The sequence below is a fragment of the Dysgonomonas sp. 37-18 genome (assembly GCF_001899125.1).
Lineage (GTDB): Bacteria > Bacteroidota > Bacteroidia > Bacteroidales > Dysgonomonadaceae > Dysgonomonas.
This window is the reverse complement of record NZ_MKVC01000047.1, coordinates 142,140-162,292: the sequence shown is the minus strand read 5'-3', so window position 1 is coordinate 162,292 and position 20,153 is coordinate 142,140. Positions and strand designations below refer to the sequence as shown.

Sequence of the window (20,153 nt, the reverse complement as noted above, 5' to 3'; positions counted from 1 at the left end):
CACAATGAAAGAAATAAAATTATCTATTATCGGAATGGGGCGAATGGGTATTACCCATTTCTCTATTATCAATTCACACCCTAATGTAAATATTGTATCAGTTTCCGATACTTCAAAAATTACATTGGACTTATTGAAAAAATACATACCATCGCTTCAAGTATTTACAGACTACAAGGAGTTGATTGATAAAACAGTGCCGGATGCTATTATCGTCTGTACCCCACCTAATTATCACTATGCAATATGTAAATATGCTTGTGAGAAGGGGATTAATGTTTTTTGCGAAAAACCCTTTACTCTTTCCACCGAAGAGGCTAATGAACTACAAGAAATGTTCGACAAAAAAGGTTTAATTAATCAAGTTGGGTATGTAAACCGCTTTAATGATATGTTCACAACAGTCCGCGAATATGTGAAAGAAGGCTTACTCGGTGATATTGTGAGGTTTAAATCGGAAATGTTCAGTTGCACTATTTCAAAACCCGAAACAGGTGAGAGCTGGCGTGGTAAAAGAGAGAGTGGGGGCGGGGCTGTTTATGAAATGGCTGTCCACGTATTAGACCTTATTAATTATATAATAGGCGTTCCAAATAAAGTTATTGGTACCAGCATGAACCAAATATATTCGAAGCATGTGGAGGATATGGTTTCAAGTACTTTAGTATACGATAATGGGTGTGTTGGGACATTATACGTGAATTGGAGTGATTCGAGTTATAGAAAACCTAGTAACAAAATTGAAATATTTGGTACAAATGGAAAATTACTGGTAGACCAGTACGAAATGAAGATATTTTTAAATGAACCTGTCTTAGGTCATAATTATAGAAAAGGTTGGAATACTATATACATCACAGATATCTTTAAACCTGTTCCTTTCTACGTTCGAGGAAATGAATTTACTAGACAATTATATCATTTTGCTGACAGTGTTTTAGCCGGTAAGATCGTTGGTGCTACCCAATGTACATTTGAAGACGGATATAATACGCAACGTTTGGTGTACGACATGTTCAATGACTATGATAATAAAAATAAACAAGATTAAATATGGAAAGAATAGATAAAGTCATCTTTGGGGATAATCAGTTTTTCGGGATTAATCACATGTCACAAGAGAAAGCTCAGCAACTTTCCGAAAAATTTCATGATATAAAGAATATCTACAAAGTATATGATCTTGCTTTCAAAAATGGTATTGGAGCTGTTATGCTTAATAGTAATGATCGCGCAAAAGATATATGCGAATATTTTCGTCAGAATAAATCAAAATATAATGATATTGTATGGTATCCTTCAATTCCTTATCCACACAAATATGCAAATCTGGTTGCAGAAAAAGGGATATTTCCTGCAATCAATGAAGTAATATTTTCTAATAACTCAGCAGTAGGAGCATTGTCTATGATTGCCAAAGGAGGAATGGCTGTATTAGGAAAAGATCCTATAAAGATGATGCAGATGTTGATAGATGCCGAAGTAAAAATGTTTAAGGGGTTAAATGTTAAAGTGTTATTCCTGCAAAACATCATAACAGATCTTCTTCTTGGATATGGAACAAAAGATATATTTGAAGCATATTGCGACTATGTTCGTAAGAAATATAAATTGATTCCGGGGCTTATTACTCAAAATATGCCTTATTTGAAGCAAAAACTATCTGAGTGGGGAATAGAGGAGGTTGTTATATGCAGTTCTATTAATAAGATAGGTTACCTTATGTCCCCTTCGGTAGAAGCGTATGTTGATACAATTCGAAATAATGATTCTTCAAAATATCAACTTATGGCAATGAGTACACTTGCTTCCGGAGCAATTAGTGCCCCTGAAGCTTATGAATTTATTAATGCTCTGAATATACAATCCGTTGTTTTTGGTGCTTCTTCAGAAAGAAATATCAGAGAAACTGTGAGTTTAATAAAGTAGAATTGTTTTGATTATCATTAGTTTACTGTTTAATCTCTGTTTGTCTGAATAGAAATTGATTACCATTAAAAACGAAATAAGCAAGAATTACACTGAAATATGAATTATGCAAATTTAGACCGCCTCAAGATTCTGGATTATCTTGAGAGGTGCGGTAATGAGGCTTCTGTTGTTGATATAATAGCATATTCAGGAGCAGAAAAATTGAGGGTATACAGCTTGATAACTAAAATGGAACTGAATGGGGAAATCAAAATTTTGGAAAAAACCTCTTTTGGTGCTCCTATGTATATTAAAATAGTCTAAAATATATGTCTATTCCATTATTATACATTTATATATAACCGATCAATTAAATAATTAATCAGATCTCGTGTAGAATCAAAATAGTCTCCAATCCAAGAAATACAGAAGTTCGACTATATTTTCTTACGCAAATTTGAATTTAAATTATTCTAGCCGTCTTGCTTGTGATAAGTAGGGCGGTTTTTTTTATTTTAAGGATTATCTATATAACGTTCGATATATTTTATTGAAAATCTTAATTCTTCTTATATTGTAAAGGTGTCAGGCCAGTTCTCTTTTTAAAGTAGGTGCCAAAAAAGGAAGAATTTGGAAAATTCATCTCCTCCGATATCTGTAAGATAGTCATATTTGAGCTCTTCAGTAAAGCTTTAATTGCCATAATAACCATATCGTCTATCCATTGTTGGATATGTATACCACTAGCATCCTTCACTATTTGGGATAAATATTTGGGCGTAATAAACATTTTATCTGCATAGAAACGAACACTACGTTCTTTCATATGATATTCAAATAATAAGCTGATGAAAGTTTGTAAGTATTTTTCTTTGCGGGTCAATACCTTATAGTCAATCTTCTTGTCCTGATATAGCTGCAAAACTTCAAAAATTAATGTCTGCAATAAACTTCGTGCAATTTCTTCTTTGTAAAGAAAATTTGTTCTTTTGTAACGCTTTACAATAAAGGCATGCAATTCCAATAAGTCATTCGTTTCTTCTTCACTTATCTTTAAACAAGCCATCTGATCTATTTTTTTAGGAATATCAATATCTATAATTAACTTGATATCGGAAATAAAGTCAAAAGAAAATAATAAGAACTCTACAACTAAATCTTCACTTTGCTCTACCAATTCTAAAATATAATTAGGCAGAACAACAATAATAGTACAAGGCTCAATCTTGTACTCACGTAAGTTAATTTTGATTCGTCCGGTACCTTTCACACAAATAGCAAAAGCTATTCCTTCCATAATTTGCGGATATCTGAAATCAAAAGCATAATCATCAATATTAGCACCATCATCGGATATAACAAAGTTCTTTATTCCGTGATTTGAGGTTTGATCTTTAAAGTCATCCAGCGATATTTTAGCATAATTTTCCTTATTCATGATCTTATATGTTTCATTTTGACCCTAAAAATATAAATAAATGTTGAAAACTGCATAAAAAACGAAGTTTTGAACATTTTTGGCGTAGTATTGATTTAGACAGAACCATATTATAAAGAGATCTTTGCGACAGAAATAAATAGTTGTAAAATTACTTTTTAATGAAAGTTATGGATAAATTGAAATTATTTTTTAGTAGATCGGTATTGTGTCTTCTATTTTTAGGAATGGTTTCCTGTTCCGCAAAAAAGAGTGAAGAAGCCAATTCAAGACCTGTTCCCGTAAAAATACAAACAATAAAGTATAGTGATGATATATACCAACAAGAGTATATAGGAACTGTAGAAGGTGAGAATGCGGTTGATGTTAGTTTTCAAGTAAATGGAAATATTGAACAAGTATATGTACAGGAAGGGCAAAATGTTCGGAAAGGACAATTGTTAGCCCGATTGAATACAAGTTCTATTGAAAGTATGCACAATGCAGCAAAATCGACCCTTAATCAGGCACAAGATGCATATAATCGCTTGTCTATTCTCTATAAGAATAACAGCCTTCCCGAAATAAAATATATAGAGGCGAAGACTCAGTTAGAGCAGGCGCAAGCTAATGAGCAAATTACCCGTAAGAATTTACAAGACTGTAATTTGTATGCTCCCATATCTGGTGTAGTAAGTCAACGCTATCAAGAAGCAGGTGCTAATGTCGCTCCTGGTACTCCAATTTATAATTTGGTAACTATAAATTCGGTGAAAATAAAAATAGCTATTCCCGAGAACGAAATTTCAGCAATAAAGATTGGTGAATCTTCACGGATAAAAATATCTGCGTTGAATGATGCTGAGTTTGAAGGCAAGATTCAGGAGAAAGGAGTATCTGCAAATCCGTTATCACATACTTATGATATCAAGGTACAGGTAAATAATCCCAACTCACAGATTATGCCGGGGATGGTGTGCAAAGCTTATCTAATAAATCCATCAGAAGCCTCAGGTCAAAAGAATATTATAGTTCCGTTAAAAGCCATACAGGTAGACTTTTCCGGTAAACAATTTGTTTGGTTAAAAGACGACCAAAATAAGGCCGTATATAGAGAAATAACTCAAGGTAAACTGATAGGTAATGGAGTTGTAATAGAGGATGGACTGCAAGATGGGGATAACCTAATCATTGAAGGCTATCAGAATGTAAGTCCGGGTGTAACAGTCGAAATAGCTAAATAAGAAGAAGATATGAAATCAGAATCTGGTATTATCGGCTGGGCAATGAAGTATAATAAGATTATATTGCTCATTGTAATAGTGTTAAGTCTATTTGGAATTTATGCCCTTAATGTGATGCCCAAACAGGAATTTCCTGTATTTACAATCCGTCAGGGAGTTGTAGTGGGAGTGTACCCCGGAGCCACTTCTGCCGAAGTAGAAGAGCAATTGGCTAAACCTCTTGAGAATTTCTTGTTTACATACAAGGAAGTAAAGAAATCGAAGACATATTCACATTCCAAAGATGGGATTGTCTATGTATATGTAGAGCTGAATGATGATGTAAATAACAAGGACGAGGTATGGTCAAAAATAAAACATGGATTAATGTTTTTCAAAATGCAATTACCTTCCGGCGTTTTGGCTCTTATTGCTAATGATGATTTTGGAGATACTTCGGCATTACTAATAACGCTTGAATCGGAGACCAAAACTTATCGTCAATTGGAAACTTATTTAGAAAATCTCGAAGACCGTTTACGAACTATCGAATCTGTTTCCAATCTGCGTCGTTATGGTGAACAAAATGAACAGATAAGTATATATGTTGAAAAAGAAAAACTGGCAGCATATGGTATTAATATATTGAACCTCTATCAGACGCTCATCACGAAGGGATTTATTACTACTGCAGGTAAGATTGATAATCGTGATATGGATGTGCCAATACATATCGAGAGACCCTATCAATCTGAGAAGGATTTGGAAGAACAAATTATCTATTCAGATGCTCAGGGAAATCATATTCGATTGAAAAATATAGCGAAAGTTGTTCGGGAATATCCTAAGCCTACCAGCTATACTACCAACAATGGTAAAAAGTGTCTCGTTCTATCTACTGAAATGCGTGAAGGGTATAACGTTATTCAATATGGAAAAGATGTCGAAAAGGTTCTCGAGCAGTTCCAGAATGATATTCCTAGTGATATTCATATCTATCGTGTAGCCGATCAACCTCAAGTTGTGGCTCATTCTATCACAACTTTCCTAAAAGAGTTAATGATTGCTATTGTAGCTGTTATACTCGTAACAATGATATTATTACCCTTACGGGTTGCCGGCGTTGCGGCATCTTCCATTCCTATATCTATCTTTATCTCTTTAGGGCTGATGCTTGCTTTTGGCATGGAGCTTAATACGGTGACATTGGCTGCCCTAATCGTGGTATTGGGTATGATTGTAGATAATTCGATCGTAGTTGTAGACAGCTATCTTGAAAAATTGGATCATGGTATTCCTCGTTGGCAGGCATCGATAGAAAGTGCCAAAGAATATGCTAAAGCAATCATCTCGGCAACACTGGCAATCAGTCTAACTTTCTTTCCATTCTTGGTGATGCTTACAGGGCAGTTTCTTGACTTTGTAAAGCTCTTTCCTTGGACTGTACTTATTACGTTGGGTGTATCTTTGGCTGTGGCTGTTCTTTTTATACCATTCCTACAATATTTCTTTATACGTAATGGATTACATCAGCCCGGTAAGAAGCAGAAAGAAACATTCTTAGATAAATTACAAAACGGATATAATTGGCTATTGGAAAAAGTATTTCAATACCCGAAGATATCCCTTACGATAGGTATCATTTCTATCATATCGGGTATTTACATGTTTGCCAATGTTCCACAGAAACTCATGCCTATTGCTGAAAGGAACCAGTTTGCAGTTGAAATATATTTACCGAACGGCAGCTCTCTGGAACAGACCGAAGTAATAGCTCAGGATCTTGAAAAGATTTTGAGGAAGGAGAAGACTGTCGTTTCTGTAACGTCTTTTATCGGAACGGGATCTCCTCGTTTTCAGACAGCTTATGCTCCTAAAGTGGGAGGACCTAATTTTGCTCAGTTTATTGTAAATACAACATCGAATGAAGATACAGAATTGTTGTTGGATAAGTATTCCACTGAATATGCCTATCATTATCCGAATGCCTTTGTAAAATTCAAACAATTAGAGTATGAATCAGTAGATGCTGACATTGACGTTCGTATATCGGGAGAGAATATAGCCGATCTGAAGAAAGTGGCAGACACTTTAATGACTAAATTAAAGAAACTGGATGAACCGATCAGAATTTATACAAATTATGAGGAGCCGTTGCCCGGTATAAAGATAACACTAGACCCTGTAGAATCTAATCGGTTGGGCGTAAATGAAGGAACTTTGGCGTTAGGTTTGGCTTCCCGTTTCGGGGGAACACCAATCACTAATATCTGGGAAAATGATTATTCATTGCCTGTTGTATTGAAATCCAAATGGGAGAATAAAGATCCTGTGGCCGAGGATGTATCGAATGAGTATGTTGCAGGTTTATTATCACCAAGTGTCCCTTTACGCCAGATAGCTGATGTTTCAGCAAACTGGACTGAAGGTCAAATCAACCGAAGGAACGGAGTACGCACCCTATCCGTTTTCGTTGATCTAAAGAGAGGCGAAAGATCGGGACTGGTTCAACCAAAGGTAGAGGAGATTGTGAATGCAGTGACTGCAAAATCGTTACCTAAAGGTGTTTCTATTTCATATGGAGGAGTGAAGGAATCTGATGGCGAGACAATGCCAAAACTGATTAAAGCTCTTTCTATCTCAATCGTTATTATCTTTTTCATACTTGTGTTTCACTTCAAGAAGATAAGTTTAGCTACACTCGTTTTGGCCTCTACCTCTTTGAGCATTTTTGGTGCGGCTATTGGTTTAAAGGTTATGAATGTGGACTTTAGTATAACGGCTGTGTTGGGAATTGTGAGCCTAATTGGTATTATCGTTCGTAATGGAATTATTATGTACGATTACACCGAGGAGTTAAGGCATAAACACGGTAAAACAGTATTTGAAGCATCATTGGAGGCTGGAAAACGACGGATGCGCCCTATATTCCTTACATCAGCTGCTGCATCTATGGGCGTTATTCCTATGATCATAAGTAAGAGCCCGCTTTGGTGTCCGATGGGAACAGTTATCAGTTTTGGAACTATTTTCTCCATGATATTCATCCTTACATTATTACCCCTTGCTTATTGGCTTATTTACAAGCATGAAGATAAAAATATATCTAAAGACGAAACCGAATAATTATGATCAAAAAATATATAACAATAATAGTAACAATGTGTATGATAACTGTATTTATATCTGCACAGACGAAGTATAGTCTCGAAGACTGCAAGCAATTGACTATCGAGAACAATCGAAAAATTAAAAATAGTCGGTTGGAAATCGAATCATCCAAGGAAACGAAAAAGGATGCATTTACTAATTATTTTCCATCGGTCAGTGCTTCAGCATTTGGATTCTCGGCTAAAGATCCTTTGGTTACGATGAACATGGGAGGAGCCCCGATCGGATTTCTTAAAAATGGTATGAGTGCTGGTATTACAGCGACGCAACTGATCTTTGCCGGAGGCAAAATAATCAATGGCAATAAATTGGCTGACTTAGGAATTCAGGTAAGCCAATATCAGGCTAAACTATCCGAAAATGATATGTTGCTGAATACAGAGAATCTTTACTGGCAATTGGTTTCTTTGTATGAAAAAAGAAAAACTTTGGATGTTATAGACAGTCAGATAGATCAGTTACTGAAAGATGTAGAATTGTCTTATCAGACAGGAATGATTACCAATAACGATGTTTTGAAGGTAAAATTAAAAAAGAATGAAGTCGTAAGTAATCGTATTAATCTAGATAATAATATCAAATTGGTAAAAATGTCTTTGTGTCAGCAAATGGCTATGGATTTGAGTTCAGCAGATTCTTTAGATATACAGGTTCCTAATATTGAAGACGTAGAATCACCTATAAAATATTATGTGGATCATAAAAATGTTTTACCCAATAGAGCAGAAGCAAAACTCCTTGATAAAAACGTAGAAGCCTCGAAGCTACAGACTAAAATAAAAAGAGCTGATTATTTACCCACAGTGGCTATTGGCGCAACATATTCCAGAGATAACTTTATGGATAAATGGAATACAAATGGGGCCGTTTTTGTTTCTGTCAATATTCCAATCTCCGGATGGTGGGGTGGTTCTCATGCTATCAAGCAGCAGCAAATACAAGAAAAGATAGCATTAAACAATAAGATAGATATCGAAGAACAACTGTTGTTACAAATGCAGAATGTAAAAAATGAATTGGATAATACTTATAAGCAAATATTGTTGGCTAAAGATGGTGTTGAGCAATCTACAGAAAACTTGCGTCTTAATAATCAGTATTATAAAGCCGGCACAGTAACTCTTACGGATGTATTAGATGCCCAGACATTATTACAACAGAATCGCGATAAGTATGTTGAATCGTATGCTAATTATCAAAAGAAACGGATTGAGTATTTGCAAGTAACCGGGCGCTAATTTTTTTATTTAATACCTGTTTTTGATAGGGCTGTATGATCTTATATAATAACTCATTTCATTGATAATGAATGAAAATATTTAGATTGTTACAAACCCCCTTGATGGTAAAAGGACATTTAATAAAAAATGTCCTTTTATTTATAATATTTCCCTGTGATTTCAATTGGATTTATCTCTATAATACCCGTTGCTTTCAGCATTTTTTCAGGAAAGCTCAAATGAGATAATTGAGGGGTATATTTTGAAACAACAGCATGTAGCACATTTTCTTTGAGCGATTTATCTTCTACCATTTTGGCTGTACCCAAGATAATTACACTTCTGAATGCAGTATTTGTATCACAAACATTTTCGTTATCAGGAATGATTGCACCCATTTCATCCACTTCAAATCCAACCTTATCATTCTTAGTCAAGTTTGAAATCTTTTGTCCTTTGATCAGTCCGTGGATATATATTTTTTCATCATAGACGATGAAATGTACAGGGACAACATATGGATACCCATTTTCATTGTGTGTACCTATGCGTCCAACTTCTGCTTTTTTCAATACATCATCTATCTCTATCTTCGATAACTGATGATGCTTCATTCTTCCTTGCATGATAATAGTTTTTTATATTAGTATATTACAAAAATATTTATTTTTAGGATTGTCTTTATGGTGCAGATATAATAAAAAATGATAGGCCAGATGTTGCGATCTCAGGATATAACTTGAAAAAAGGAATAAAAACCTTAAGTAAATATTTATAACTGTCTAAGAGCGTTTATATCCTTACAATTTTATCTGATACATATTCAAAATCTTTTAGGTGAGTCGCCATTAAAATTGTAATGTCTGGATATTCACGTTTTATATTCTGAAATATAGCAATAGCATTTTCGGAGCTAATACCGGCTGTTGGTTCATCCACAACTAATAGTTGTGGCTTTTTAAGCAAGGCTTGTGCCAGAAGTAATTTCTTACGCTGCCCACCACTCAGAATTTCGCCGTTCTCTCCCAACCAGCTATCTAGTCCATCGGGAAGCGATAAACGCCAGCTAGTAAGATCTACTGTATCTAGTACGTGTTCAATAGCTTCGTCCGGATTACCTTCAAAATTTTCGCGCAATGTTCCCGTTAATAAATAAGCTTTTTGGGTAACATAAATACATTCAGGAACAGGTAGATGAGACAATTCAATATTGTTATTCCAGACTAACGATCCACTTCTATGGTATTCAGGATAAAAAAGGCTGTTTAATAAAGTCGTTTTTCCTTTTCCAGTCTCTCCGAATAGTGAAATCCATTCACCTTTTCTTATTTCTAATGACACCTCTGAAGTAGTCACAGATGTCTCAGGGATCATTGCACTCACATCTTTAAGACTTAGGCTCTCCATTTTTGAATGTACGATTACAGTTTCCAGAGGTTTCTCCCCATCCTTGATAATTCTATCAACATCTTCAACTTGATGAGCAACAGCACTCTTTTCCGATTTTCCCGAAAATAGCATTTCTGCCAATTCGGCCTGTGCCATAATACCGAAAAATATCCCGATGGCTGTAGGTGCATCTATGCCATTACCATCTGAACTCCATAGTACAAGCGATGCAATATAACTAAAACCGAGTCCCGCAATTAGCTGCAACCAAAATGAATTGGTTTGTAACTTGTCTTCCAATTCTTCGAGGCGTAATAGCCGTTGTTCGTATTGTCCGATAACTTTCTCTTCCAAACTGTATTTCGATATTTCTATTCTCCCTCTAAAGCTTTGTATAAGAACTTGATTGTTCTCTTCGCGGCATATCTTTAGTTCTTCATAGAGTCTTCTGTTTTTCCTAAAAATTAATTGAGGAATAATAAATAAAAGAATAGCAGATGAAATCAAAAATTCTATTGCAATAGTTTGAGAAAAGACAATAAGAAAGAAAAAATATATACTGAGTGAAATGATTAGTGCCGTAAAAGGTAAAAGCCACAAAAGAATGTGGTTCAATATCTGGTCGATTCCATGTGTACTGTTCTCGAGTAGTGTAGAATTATTATTTACCTGTTTTTTGAAATAGGGAAATCTGGCTACGGACTGAAAAATTCTTAATTGCAAGCTCTGCTGAGCGTCTAGTGTGGCTTTGTGGTTTTCTAATCGCTCAAAGTATCTTGCAGCCGTTCTGAAAAATGCCATTAAACGGATTATAGCAGATGGTACCAGATACGAAAAGGTAGTACTTGCAGTAACAAACACCACACTACAGATCGCCAAAAACCATCCTGAGATAGCCGGAAGAGCAATAAAAGAGATCGTCCACAATAGTAGAAGAAATGTACCTCGCAACCATTTGCCAGCTAAGGGCTTTAATATATATACTCTTATAAATTTATTCATGACTCATTTGCTCTCCCCAATTTAAGTTTACGATTGTATTCGCTACATTATCGAACATTTTCTCATGAGAAGCGACTATTACTAATCGGTCTTTTGCTAATTTCATTATCTCCGGAATGATAATTTCGATTGTATCGGGATCCAGATTGGCTGTAGGCTCATCTAATATTGCTATTGGTTTTGGATACAACATCATTCGGGCAAGTGTAACTAATTGTTTTTCTCCTCCTGACAGTTGTTTGCCATTATGACTTAGTTTAGTTTCCCAACCATCGTCCTTTTTAGCAAGTATTTTATCTAAAAACTCTGGGTATTCTTGTGATTTATTCGTTTCATTTTTTAAGAAAACATTATATCTCAAAGTTTCGTCAAAAACGAAAGGAAATTGATTCATGTATGAAGAATTGGTTTTAAGCCACTTTTGCGAATACTTAGCATCCTTTCCGTTTACTGAAATGCTATTGTCCTGTAAATACAGGCTTCCGGAGCATATTTTCAACAAGGTTGATTTTCCTGAGCCCGAAATTCCCTTTATTAATACCAGTCCTTTTGAAGGAAATTGTACATTAATATTGTGTAGAACTTTCACCGGTGAATCGGGATAAGCGAAGTTCAAATTGTTAATAGCTAAATTGTTAAACTGAAGATCGATATTGATTGAAGTTGTGTCGATGCCTTCATTTAATATTGGTATTAATAATTTTGCTGCAGCCACAGCTCTGTTTCTGTCATGGTAGGCACTCACGAATTTCCGTAAATAAAAGAAAAAATAAGGAGACATCATTAGTAAAAATAATGCAATCTGAAAGTCGTAACCTTTTCCGTAATTAGGTCCTGTCATAATACCGAGAAGACTCATCCCTAAATAGATTGCAACGACAGCAATACAAATAGTAACAAATAATTCTAATACTGCTGACGATAAAATAGCCACTCGCATGACATTAGTCGTTGCTTTATTTAACTCCTTACTTTTTTCTGACAAGAAATTATATTGAGGTCTGAAGTTATCTAAATTAACTATTTCGGCAATAGTCTGAAGGCGATTATAAAATACAGCTGAATATTTCAAAAAGAGATTAATGTGTTTTTTATGAAGAGCTTCAGCACCTATGCCTATTATTATCATTTGCATTGGGATAACAATCAATGAAACCAACAGTGTAAGACCAACCCATTTTTCGATCCAAAAACTAACAACAAGTATCATTCCACTAACCAAAAGAGATGCCATTGCGTATGGAATAAAAAAGGCATAAAAAGGTTTCAAATCCTCACAAATTCTGGTAATATAGAGAGTGCTTGCTACAGAGTCTAATTTATTGTTGTTTAATAATATGGGATATAGATTTTTTTTGACTTTGGATACAATCGTATTTCCCGCTTTATAGTTGAATATCGAAGCAAAATGAGCAAAGATATATCTAGCCGTAAGAAACACTAATGAATATAGGAGAGGGTCTGGCTGAAGTAATTCTCGATTAAGCCATAAGGCTGCAAATTGTGATAAATACCAGCAAAAAACGATAAAAGATACCGCACTTAAAATAGTAAATACCGCAGCTACAATATATGAACCTTTGGCTTCTGCTATTTTTTTACTCAGCCATCGGGATGCATTATCTTGATTTGAACTCATAATGATTATCTATAATTTTCGTTCATTCATCAACAAAGATAATGAATTACTCCATGTTGTTACAACATATAGTAATGATTTTCCTCAATCCTGGTTTTATACTACAAGAAACAAATTAGGTAATATTAATAGCTATTTTATAAAAACAGAGTCGAGATACCTACTATATGTTATTAATTAGACCTAAAATACCAAGAAAATGCGATTGAAGGCCTTTCTTTCAACAACTAAATTTGCATTTCTAATATTTTATAAAATCAATGAAAAAGAGTTTATTACTCTGCTTTTTATTTTTATGCATTATTGAATCTGCATATTGCCAGTTCTACACTATATCGGGAAAACTCTTAGACAAGAAACATCAGACGCCCATAGAGTATGCTACAATCTCTATCTCAGATCTTGGCTTAGCTGTTACTTCCGACATTGAAGGGAAATTCACTATTAAAAATATTCCGGCGGGATTTTTTGAGCTGAATATTTCTATTTTGGGATATGAGAAAAAAGCATTCAAAATACAAGTAGATAAGAATAAAAACGATCTGCTTTTTTATTTGGCAGAGGATAACTTACTATTGAATGAAATAGTTGTTACTGCAGAGAAGAAAGTGGAAGATCTTACAACAGCCTATACTATCGAACGAGCAGCATTGGATCAGATACAAGTGTTGAATATCACTGAAATAGCAGCTCTTTTACCTGGGGGTCAAACCAGTAAAAAAACACATTTAGCTGGCGTTAGGGGTGCTGCTGATAGCTTCAATCTTCGCTCTAACGGAGGAAGTGAACTAGGCTTATCTTCTTTTGGAACAGTAGTTGAAGTCGATGGTGTACGAATATCCAACAATAGTCAATTTATAAAAGAAGTAAAGGGGGCTGATACCCGCAATATCGCTTCAAATAATATTGAGTCTGTAGAGGTTATAACCGGAGTTCCTTCTGTCGAGCATGGAGACTTATCTAATGGGATGATACGTATAAATTCCAAGAAAGGCAAATCGCCATTAAATATAGAACTAAGTACCAAGCCGAATACGAAATCTATAGCTATCGACAAAGGCTTCCTCCTAGGAAAGAAGTGGGGGATACTTAATACGAGTTTTGAGCATACAAAATCCAACTCCGATATAGCTTCGCCTTATACGACTTATGTCCGGAACAATCTATCTCTGATTTATTCCAAGGTATTTAATCCATATCGGAATAATCCTTTAAATTTTTCTTTGGGTTTGACCGGGAATGTTGGAGGCTATAATTCGAAAGGAGATCCGGATGCTTTTGTAGATACTTACACTAAAGAAAGGGATAATGCACTTCGGTTGAATATGAAGCTAGATTGGCTAATTAACAAACCGTGGATTACTAAATTAGAATTTTCGGGAACTCTTAATTATTCGGATCTACAATCTGAGAAGAAAGAAAACAAGGATAGTAATACTTCAACTGCTGCTATTCATACATCAGAATCTGGTTATTTTATTGGTTCTTTGTATGACATCAACCCGAATGCCGAGATTATACTGATCCCCGGAGGATATTGGTATACAACAAGAAGAGAAGATAGTAAACCTCTTTTGTTTACGGCAAAGATGAAAGCTAATTGGGTACGAAAATTCGGAGATGTTACTAATCGATTCATGCTTGGATCAGATTTTAATCGGACTACAAATCTAGGCAAGGGAATATATTATACCGATATGCGCTATGCTCCTACATGGAGAGAATATAAATATAGCGATCAGTCTGCAGTAAATAATCTGGCTCTTTTTGCCGAAAATGAGGTAGCTTTTCTCTTACCTAGTGAAACTTCATTAAAGGCATCAATTGGTCTTCGAAGTGATTTAACATATATAAGTAAATCCGAGTACGGAACAATTAATAGCTTGTCTCCTCGGGTTAGTGCAAAATATATATTCTGGAATCGTCCCAAAAACACTCTTTCTTTAATGAGTTTACGTGCAGGATTTGGAGATGCTGTAAAGCTTCCTTCTTCATATATATTAAATCCAACTCCTACCTATCAGGATAGATTGGTCTTTACACCAGGTACAACGGCAGAAAATACAACGTATTACGCATATAATACGATGCCCAGTACAACTATTTACAATCCGAATCTTAAATGGCAAAGAAGCCGTTTAATAGAATTAGAATTCAATGCTCGTATTGGACAAGTAGATATTTCGTTACTAGCCTATAATAGTAAGACAATAGCCCCTTATGCTGATGCTGCCCTATACACTCCGTATTCTTATAAATTTACAGATCAGACAGCACTTGACAATAATTTAATTCCTGAAGCTAACCGTTCATACGCAATAGATAAGACTACCGGAATAGTTACCGTTTCAGATTTGACAGGGAATTTGCCTAGCCAACAGTTAGCTTATAAAGAAAGGAATACATTTAAGACCAATAGTTATTATTACAATGAATCTGATTTTTCGAAAAGAGGGCTGGAATGGGTAATTAATTTCGGAAAAATCCCCTCTATTCATACTTCATTCCAAGTAGATGGATCTTACAACTATTATAAGGGTCTAAAAACAAAGTTGATAGCATATTCGCCCAGCCTTTCTCAAAATATGGCTGATGGAAATCCTTATAAATATATCGGTCTATATGAAGGTACAGATGAAGTTGCTAATGGCAGCCTCTCTAAAAAAATAACAAATAATCTTTCGATAAGTACTCATATACCAGCAATACGCCTCATAGTATCTCTTCGATTGGAAAGTTGCTTGTACGATTATAAGCAAAAATTGAGCGAATCATCTACCGGTTCACGAGGTTTTGTAATAGACAATAGAAGTGATTACATCCCTTCAAATTCAGAGACAAATATCTATAAAGGAGACTATTTTGTTGCTCTTTATCCTTTATATTATGTGAGCTTGGATGATATGAATACAAAAATCCCATTTAAAGAAAAGTTCTTATGGGCCAAAGATAATGATTCCGCTTTATTCAACGAGCTGGCAAGAATGGTGGTTCGGTCAAATGTCAATTACTATTTCAAACCTACAGATATATCCGCATATTTTTCGGCGAATCTGAATGTGACAAAAGAGTTGGGTGATCATGTTTCAATATCATTTCTGGCAAATAACTTTTTTAATAATGTTGCAAAGGTTAAGAATAAACAAAATAATAGTGAATATTCTTTATTCGGCTCAGGTTATTTACCTGAATTTTATTACGGACTAACTCTTCGTATCAAATTGTAAAAGGATGGTTGAGAAAGATGTAAAATAAATATAAACATATAAAAAGTAACTTATGAATTTACAAAAATTATTTTTCTTACTAATAGCAGTTCTTACAATTGGAACTTCTTGTAATGACACTGATGATAATGATAAATATCAAACTTATGATGTGGCTGTAAAACTGGTTTATCCGGATGATTACACTTCATCTGAAAATGTTATTGTTACACTCGTTAATACAACTACGAAAGCAGCATATACGGCTACAACAAACGCTTCGGGGGAGGCATCTTTTAAAGTCTCTACAGGTATCTATCAGGTAACAGCAACTGATAATAGGGCCGTTGGTGGAAGCTCTTATGTTTTGAATGGCCAATCGAATCTTACGATTGGAAATAATTGGGTTAGTGCCGCCCCGGTTGAATTAAAATTGAATGCATCCAAGACAGGACAAATAGTTATCAAAGAATTATATGTTGGGGGATGTCAAAAGAATGATGGATCGGGAAAATTTCAGAATGATGCATACGTTGTGTTGTATAATAACTCAAGTATTGATTTGAGCTTGGAAAATACAGCGTTAGGTACAACTATACCTTACAATTTTACATCTGCTAATAAATACTATTCGAACGGAAAGCTTTCGTATGAGGCAGAAGGATGGGTTCCGGCAGGAGCAGCTATCTGGTATTTTAAGAATCCGGTAAAAATAGCGTCCGGTAAGCAAATTGTAATTGCTTTAAAAAATGCAGTAGACAATACTACAACCTATAGTAATTCGGTAAATTTAGCGAACTCTGAATATTATTGTACATATGATATCTCGGGACAATATACAAATACGACTTCTTATCCTTCTCCGGCTTCTGTTATTCCTACAAGTCATTACTTGTCAGCATCGGTTTATGGAGCGGGTAATGCATGGCCTTTAAGTACTATATCTCCAACATTCTTCATTTTTAATACACAAGGAACAACTCCGGCAGCATTTGCTAGTGATGCAACAAAAAGAGAAGATTATTTCGGAAGTACGGCATTAGTAAGCTTAAAGATTCCGGTAGAATGGATTCTTGATGGTGTAGAAATAAAAGGACAAGGAGTTGATGGCGTTAAGCGACTAACATCTACCGTTGATGCGGGATATGTAACAATGATTAATGGTTTTGGGTACTCAATATACCGTAATGTAGATAAAGAAGCAACGGAAGCAGTTGAAAGTAATGCAGGGAAATTGGTTTATAATTATTCATTGGGAACAACCGATCAACAAGATGGAACAACCGATCCAAGTACAATCGATGCCGAAGCTTCAATTAAAAATGGTGCGCGCATTATATATAAAGATACCAATAATTCAACAAACGACTTTCATCAACGTAAGAAAGCTTCGCTGAAAGATTAATAAACAAAAAATAATGGCTAAAAAAGTACATAATATAACGATTCTTTTGCTTCTGATTGGATTTTGTATACCAAAAAAGCTAATTGCGCAATACGAAAAAACAGGATGGGAAAGTTATGAGTATGTACAAGAATCAAATCCCTGGCTGTATTCTGATAATGCAGCCGGGCTTCATACTATTACTATCGACAATCTTTCTTATGCAGAAGCTTATTTTAATAAGAAAAATGGTAAGTTAAGAAACTACTTTCAGTCTGATAATAGTTTCCAATCTGGAGCAGATGTGAAATCTTTATATCGATTAAATTCCAAAACAGTATTTTATGGAAATGTAAATTATAGTCATTTTGAAGGCAAAAATATGGGGGGAGCTACCTTTATTGATCCTTATGTAAGCCCATTCAACATAGTGGAATATGCAGATAGTACGCAGGGGAAAAAAGCGTTAGATATATATCATCTGACAGGGGCATTTAGTACGGAACTTGCCAGAGGATTTAATGTAGGAACAAAATTAGATTATAAAACTTCTAATTATGCCAAATTTAAAGATCTTCGTCATGAAAACAGAGAAATGGACTTGATACTCACATTAGGAGCTGCTTACCGGATATCTCCATTTTGGGAGGCTGGTATTAATTATACATATCGACGTAGGATCGAAGAAATACGTTTTCAATCATATGGGAATACGGATCAACAGTTTAACTCATTGATAGACTTTGGTGTTTTTTATGGGCATCAGGTACGATTCAGTAAAAGTGATGGTTATACAGAGGCTAATACTTTCAAGCCTCTATTTGAAGAGTTTCAAGGAATATCCCTTCAATTAAATTTTACATTATCTCCTAACATATTATTTTTTAATGAATTGACTTTGAAGTGGAGAGACGGATATTATGGTAAGCGTGGCACATCGTCTGTTCTATATACAGAACATACTTCTAAAATAAATGAGTATCGGGGGAATTTGACATTGCTAAATAGTAACGATCGCCACATACTCTCATTTAATATAAGTAGAGAATTGCTCAAAAACTATGAAAATTCATATCAAAGAAGTACGCTACCCAATGGAACTAACGTGATTGACTATTCTAGCCAAGAAGAAATGTTGAATAAGACAATCTGGAAATTTAGTGCTGGGTATACCGCATATCTTGGAGTAAAAGATTATTCTCCTATATGGATATTGAAGATTAATGGAGAAGCAAATAATATGAAGCAAACTGTTTCTATTTATCCGAATTACCGCAAACAAGATATAAATCAATGGAGTGTAGGAATGTCCGCCAGTCGTAATATTCTAAAATCATTAAATCAGTATAGTTTAACTCTTGGACTCGGTTATATTTCAGGAGGAGGTAACGAAAAGAAGGATGGAACTTATGATTCTTCCACTCAGGGATCTACCTCTGTTAGTTTAGATCGTTATATTTACCGGGAATTCGAATATCTGACGACAGACCGTGTCCGAGGAAATGTAACCTTTCGTTATTCAAGACTATTTCCAGGCAAGCTAAAAGGGTATGCACAATTTAATTATGCTTTGACAAATGCCTTTTCTACCAAATACATTGGTAAAACTTTTAATGAGCTGGCTCTATCGGTAGGAGTTGGCTTTTAATAAATAGAATAAGGAATCACTAAGAACAACTATCATAAAAGAACCAATTATGGATACAATTATTCAGTGTGACAAAATAACACACTATTATGGAACAAAACTTATCTACCAAGACTTGAGTTTTGAAGTCAAGAAAGGTAAGATATTAGGATTGCTCGGAAAAAATGGAACGGGAAAGACCACAATTATAAATATCCTCAACGGATATCTACGTCCACAAGCAGGTGTGTGTCGAATTTTTGGTGAAGAAATGGATCACTTTACGCCACAGACCAAAGCTCGTATAGGTCTTTTGCTCGAAGGACATATACAGCATACGTATTTTAATGTTGTACAAATAGAGAAATTCTATAGTAGTTTTTTTCCAAATTGGAACAGAGATGCGTATTATGAATTGCTGAAAAAACTACAGGTAACTAAAACTCAGAAGATAAGTACGATGTCTTGCGGGCAACGTTCTCAAGTAGCTCTCGGATTACTATTTGCGCAAAATCCCGATTTGCTGATTCTCGACGATTTCTCTATGGGATTAGATCCCGGCTATCGCCGCTTGTTCATTGAATATCTGAAAGAATATGCGACAGCCGAAGATAAAACAATTTTCCTTACATCCCATATAATACAAGATATGGAAATGCTTATCGATGATTGTATTATTCTCGATTATGGTAAAATATTACTTCACCAACCTACAAGTTATATCATTAATAAATTTAAACGCTATCGCTTTACAACCAAGACTGAAGAGATAGGTGTTGTAGATGGATTATGGAATACAGAAAAGATCGGATCGTTCTGGGAAACTTATTCCTTTGACGGAATAGAAGCTGTGAATCAAAAATTAGCTCCTTTTGCTGTTGCTGAGGTAAAAGAGGAAGCATTGACATTAGAGGACGCTTTTATAGGTTTGACAGGTAAATATTAATAAGAAACAGAATACAAA

Annotated in this window: 14 protein-coding genes; 10 read left to right on the top strand and 4 right to left on the bottom strand. The window is 34.9% G+C overall.

Annotated elements, in window-relative coordinates; genetic code table 11:
* The first annotated feature begins 4 nt into the window (after positions 1-4).
* From BGO84_RS17810 to BGO84_RS17800, 3 genes are all read left to right on the top strand, one after another.
* Positions 5-1,051 carry a Gfo/Idh/MocA family oxidoreductase gene (locus BGO84_RS17810; RefSeq protein WP_291031170.1) on the top strand — a complete coding sequence of 349 codons (1,047 nt, stop codon included), beginning with the start codon at positions 5-7 and terminating at the stop codon, positions 1,049-1,051.
* A 2-nt stretch (positions 1,052-1,053) separates the two neighbouring features.
* The gene (locus tag BGO84_RS17805; RefSeq protein ID WP_135105986.1) at positions 1,054-1,929 is read left to right on the top strand and encodes a hypothetical protein; all 876 of its coding nucleotides are present in this window, start codon (positions 1,054-1,056) and stop codon (positions 1,927-1,929) included.
* 99 nt (positions 1,930-2,028) lie between these two features.
* The gene (locus BGO84_RS17800) at positions 2,029-2,235 is read left to right on the top strand and encodes a hypothetical protein (RefSeq protein ID WP_291031168.1); all 207 of its coding nucleotides are present in this window, start codon (positions 2,029-2,031) and stop codon (positions 2,233-2,235) included.
* 235 nt (positions 2,236-2,470) lie between these two features.
* Here the strand turns inward: BGO84_RS17800 and BGO84_RS17795 are convergent, their stop codons facing one another.
* Positions 2,471-3,349 (bottom strand): helix-turn-helix domain-containing protein, encoded by an 879-nt coding sequence (locus BGO84_RS17795; RefSeq protein WP_291031167.1) that lies wholly within the window; start codon positions 3,347-3,349, stop codon positions 2,471-2,473.
* 170 nt (positions 3,350-3,519) lie between these two features.
* Between BGO84_RS17795 and BGO84_RS17790 the strand changes: the two genes are divergently transcribed.
* Genes BGO84_RS17790 through BGO84_RS17780 form a run of 3 tightly spaced genes read left to right on the top strand, consistent with a single transcriptional unit; the run spans position 3,520 to position 8,960 of the window.
* Positions 3,520-4,572, top strand: a complete 1,053-nt coding sequence (locus BGO84_RS17790; RefSeq protein ID WP_291031166.1) for an efflux RND transporter periplasmic adaptor subunit — start codon at positions 3,520-3,522, stop codon at positions 4,570-4,572.
* A gap of 9 nt (positions 4,573-4,581) precedes the next feature.
* Complete coding sequence (locus BGO84_RS17785) at positions 4,582-7,677, top strand: efflux RND transporter permease subunit (protein WP_291031165.1); 3,096 nt, start codon at positions 4,582-4,584, stop codon at positions 7,675-7,677.
* 41 nt (positions 7,678-7,718) lie between these two features.
* Positions 7,719-8,960 (top strand): TolC family protein, encoded by a 1,242-nt coding sequence (locus BGO84_RS17780; protein ID WP_291031163.1) that lies wholly within the window; start codon positions 7,719-7,721, stop codon positions 8,958-8,960.
* Between the two features lie 137 nt (positions 8,961-9,097).
* Here BGO84_RS17780 and BGO84_RS17775 read toward each other — a convergent pair whose 3' ends face one another.
* From BGO84_RS17775 to BGO84_RS17765, 3 genes are all read right to left on the bottom strand, one after another.
* Positions 9,098-9,568, bottom strand: a complete 471-nt coding sequence (locus tag BGO84_RS17775) for a pyridoxamine 5'-phosphate oxidase family protein (protein ID WP_135105997.1) — start codon at positions 9,566-9,568, stop codon at positions 9,098-9,100.
* A gap of 166 nt (positions 9,569-9,734) precedes the next feature.
* A complete protein-coding gene (locus tag BGO84_RS17770; RefSeq protein WP_291031161.1) occupies positions 9,735-11,333 on the bottom strand; it encodes an ATP-binding cassette domain-containing protein in 1,599 nt (532 codons plus the stop codon).
* On the bottom strand, positions 11,326-12,972 hold the full coding sequence (locus BGO84_RS17765; protein ID WP_291031159.1) for an ATP-binding cassette domain-containing protein: 1,647 nt from the start codon (positions 12,970-12,972) through the stop codon (positions 11,326-11,328). The genes BGO84_RS17770 and BGO84_RS17765 overlap by 8 nt, the downstream gene beginning before the upstream one ends.
* 260 nt (positions 12,973-13,232) lie before the next feature.
* Between BGO84_RS17765 and BGO84_RS17760 the strand changes: the two genes are divergently transcribed.
* The 4 genes from BGO84_RS17760 to BGO84_RS17745 are packed head-to-tail and all read left to right on the top strand — an operon-like array spanning position 13,233 to position 20,135.
* Entirely contained in the window at positions 13,233-16,199 is a 2,967-nt protein-coding gene (locus tag BGO84_RS17760) for a carboxypeptidase-like regulatory domain-containing protein (RefSeq protein ID WP_291031157.1), read from the top strand.
* Between the two features lie 52 nt (positions 16,200-16,251).
* Positions 16,252-17,583: a DUF4876 domain-containing protein gene (locus tag BGO84_RS17755; RefSeq protein ID WP_291031155.1), complete on the top strand. Its 1,332-nt coding sequence runs from the start codon at positions 16,252-16,254 to the stop codon at positions 17,581-17,583.
* A gap of 13 nt (positions 17,584-17,596) precedes the next feature.
* Complete coding sequence (locus BGO84_RS17750; RefSeq protein ID WP_291031153.1) at positions 17,597-19,210, top strand: DUF6850 family outer membrane beta-barrel protein; 1,614 nt, start codon at positions 17,597-17,599, stop codon at positions 19,208-19,210.
* Positions 19,211-19,259: 49 nt separating this feature from the next.
* Positions 19,260-20,135: an ABC transporter ATP-binding protein gene (locus tag BGO84_RS17745; protein WP_291031151.1), complete on the top strand. Its 876-nt coding sequence runs from the start codon at positions 19,260-19,262 to the stop codon at positions 20,133-20,135.
* Positions 20,136-20,153: the final 18 nt, after the last annotated feature.

What these genes read in the sequence shown, in the direction of transcription:
- BGO84_RS17810 (WP_291031170.1), top strand. Translation starts at nt 5, where the DNA reads ATGAAAGAAATAAAATTATCTATTATCGGAATGGGGCGAATGGGTATT.
- BGO84_RS17805 (WP_135105986.1), top strand. Translation starts at nt 1,054, where the DNA reads ATGGAAAGAATAGATAAAGTCATCTTTGGGGATAATCAGTTTTTCGGG.
- BGO84_RS17800 (WP_291031168.1), top strand. Translation starts at nt 2,029, where the DNA reads ATGAATTATGCAAATTTAGACCGCCTCAAGATTCTGGATTATCTTGAG.
- BGO84_RS17795 (WP_291031167.1), bottom strand. Translation starts at nt 3,349, where the DNA reads ATGAATAAGGAAAATTATGCTAAAATATCGCTGGATGACTTTAAAGAT.
- BGO84_RS17790 (WP_291031166.1), top strand. Translation starts at nt 3,520, where the DNA reads ATGGATAAATTGAAATTATTTTTTAGTAGATCGGTATTGTGTCTTCTA.
- BGO84_RS17785 (WP_291031165.1), top strand. Translation starts at nt 4,582, where the DNA reads ATGAAATCAGAATCTGGTATTATCGGCTGGGCAATGAAGTATAATAAG.
- BGO84_RS17780 (WP_291031163.1), top strand. Translation starts at nt 7,719, where the DNA reads ATGATAACTGTATTTATATCTGCACAGACGAAGTATAGTCTCGAAGAC.
- BGO84_RS17775 (WP_135105997.1), bottom strand. Translation starts at nt 9,568, where the DNA reads ATGCAAGGAAGAATGAAGCATCATCAGTTATCGAAGATAGAGATAGAT.
- BGO84_RS17770 (WP_291031161.1), bottom strand. Translation starts at nt 11,333, where the DNA reads ATGAATAAATTTATAAGAGTATATATATTAAAGCCCTTAGCTGGCAAA.
- BGO84_RS17765 (WP_291031159.1), bottom strand. Translation starts at nt 12,972, where the DNA reads ATGAGTTCAAATCAAGATAATGCATCCCGATGGCTGAGTAAAAAAATA.
- BGO84_RS17760 (WP_291031157.1), top strand. Translation starts at nt 13,233, where the DNA reads ATGAAAAAGAGTTTATTACTCTGCTTTTTATTTTTATGCATTATTGAA.
- BGO84_RS17755 (WP_291031155.1), top strand. Translation starts at nt 16,252, where the DNA reads ATGAATTTACAAAAATTATTTTTCTTACTAATAGCAGTTCTTACAATT.
- BGO84_RS17750 (WP_291031153.1), top strand. Translation starts at nt 17,597, where the DNA reads ATGGCTAAAAAAGTACATAATATAACGATTCTTTTGCTTCTGATTGGA.
- BGO84_RS17745 (WP_291031151.1), top strand. Translation starts at nt 19,260, where the DNA reads ATGGATACAATTATTCAGTGTGACAAAATAACACACTATTATGGAACA.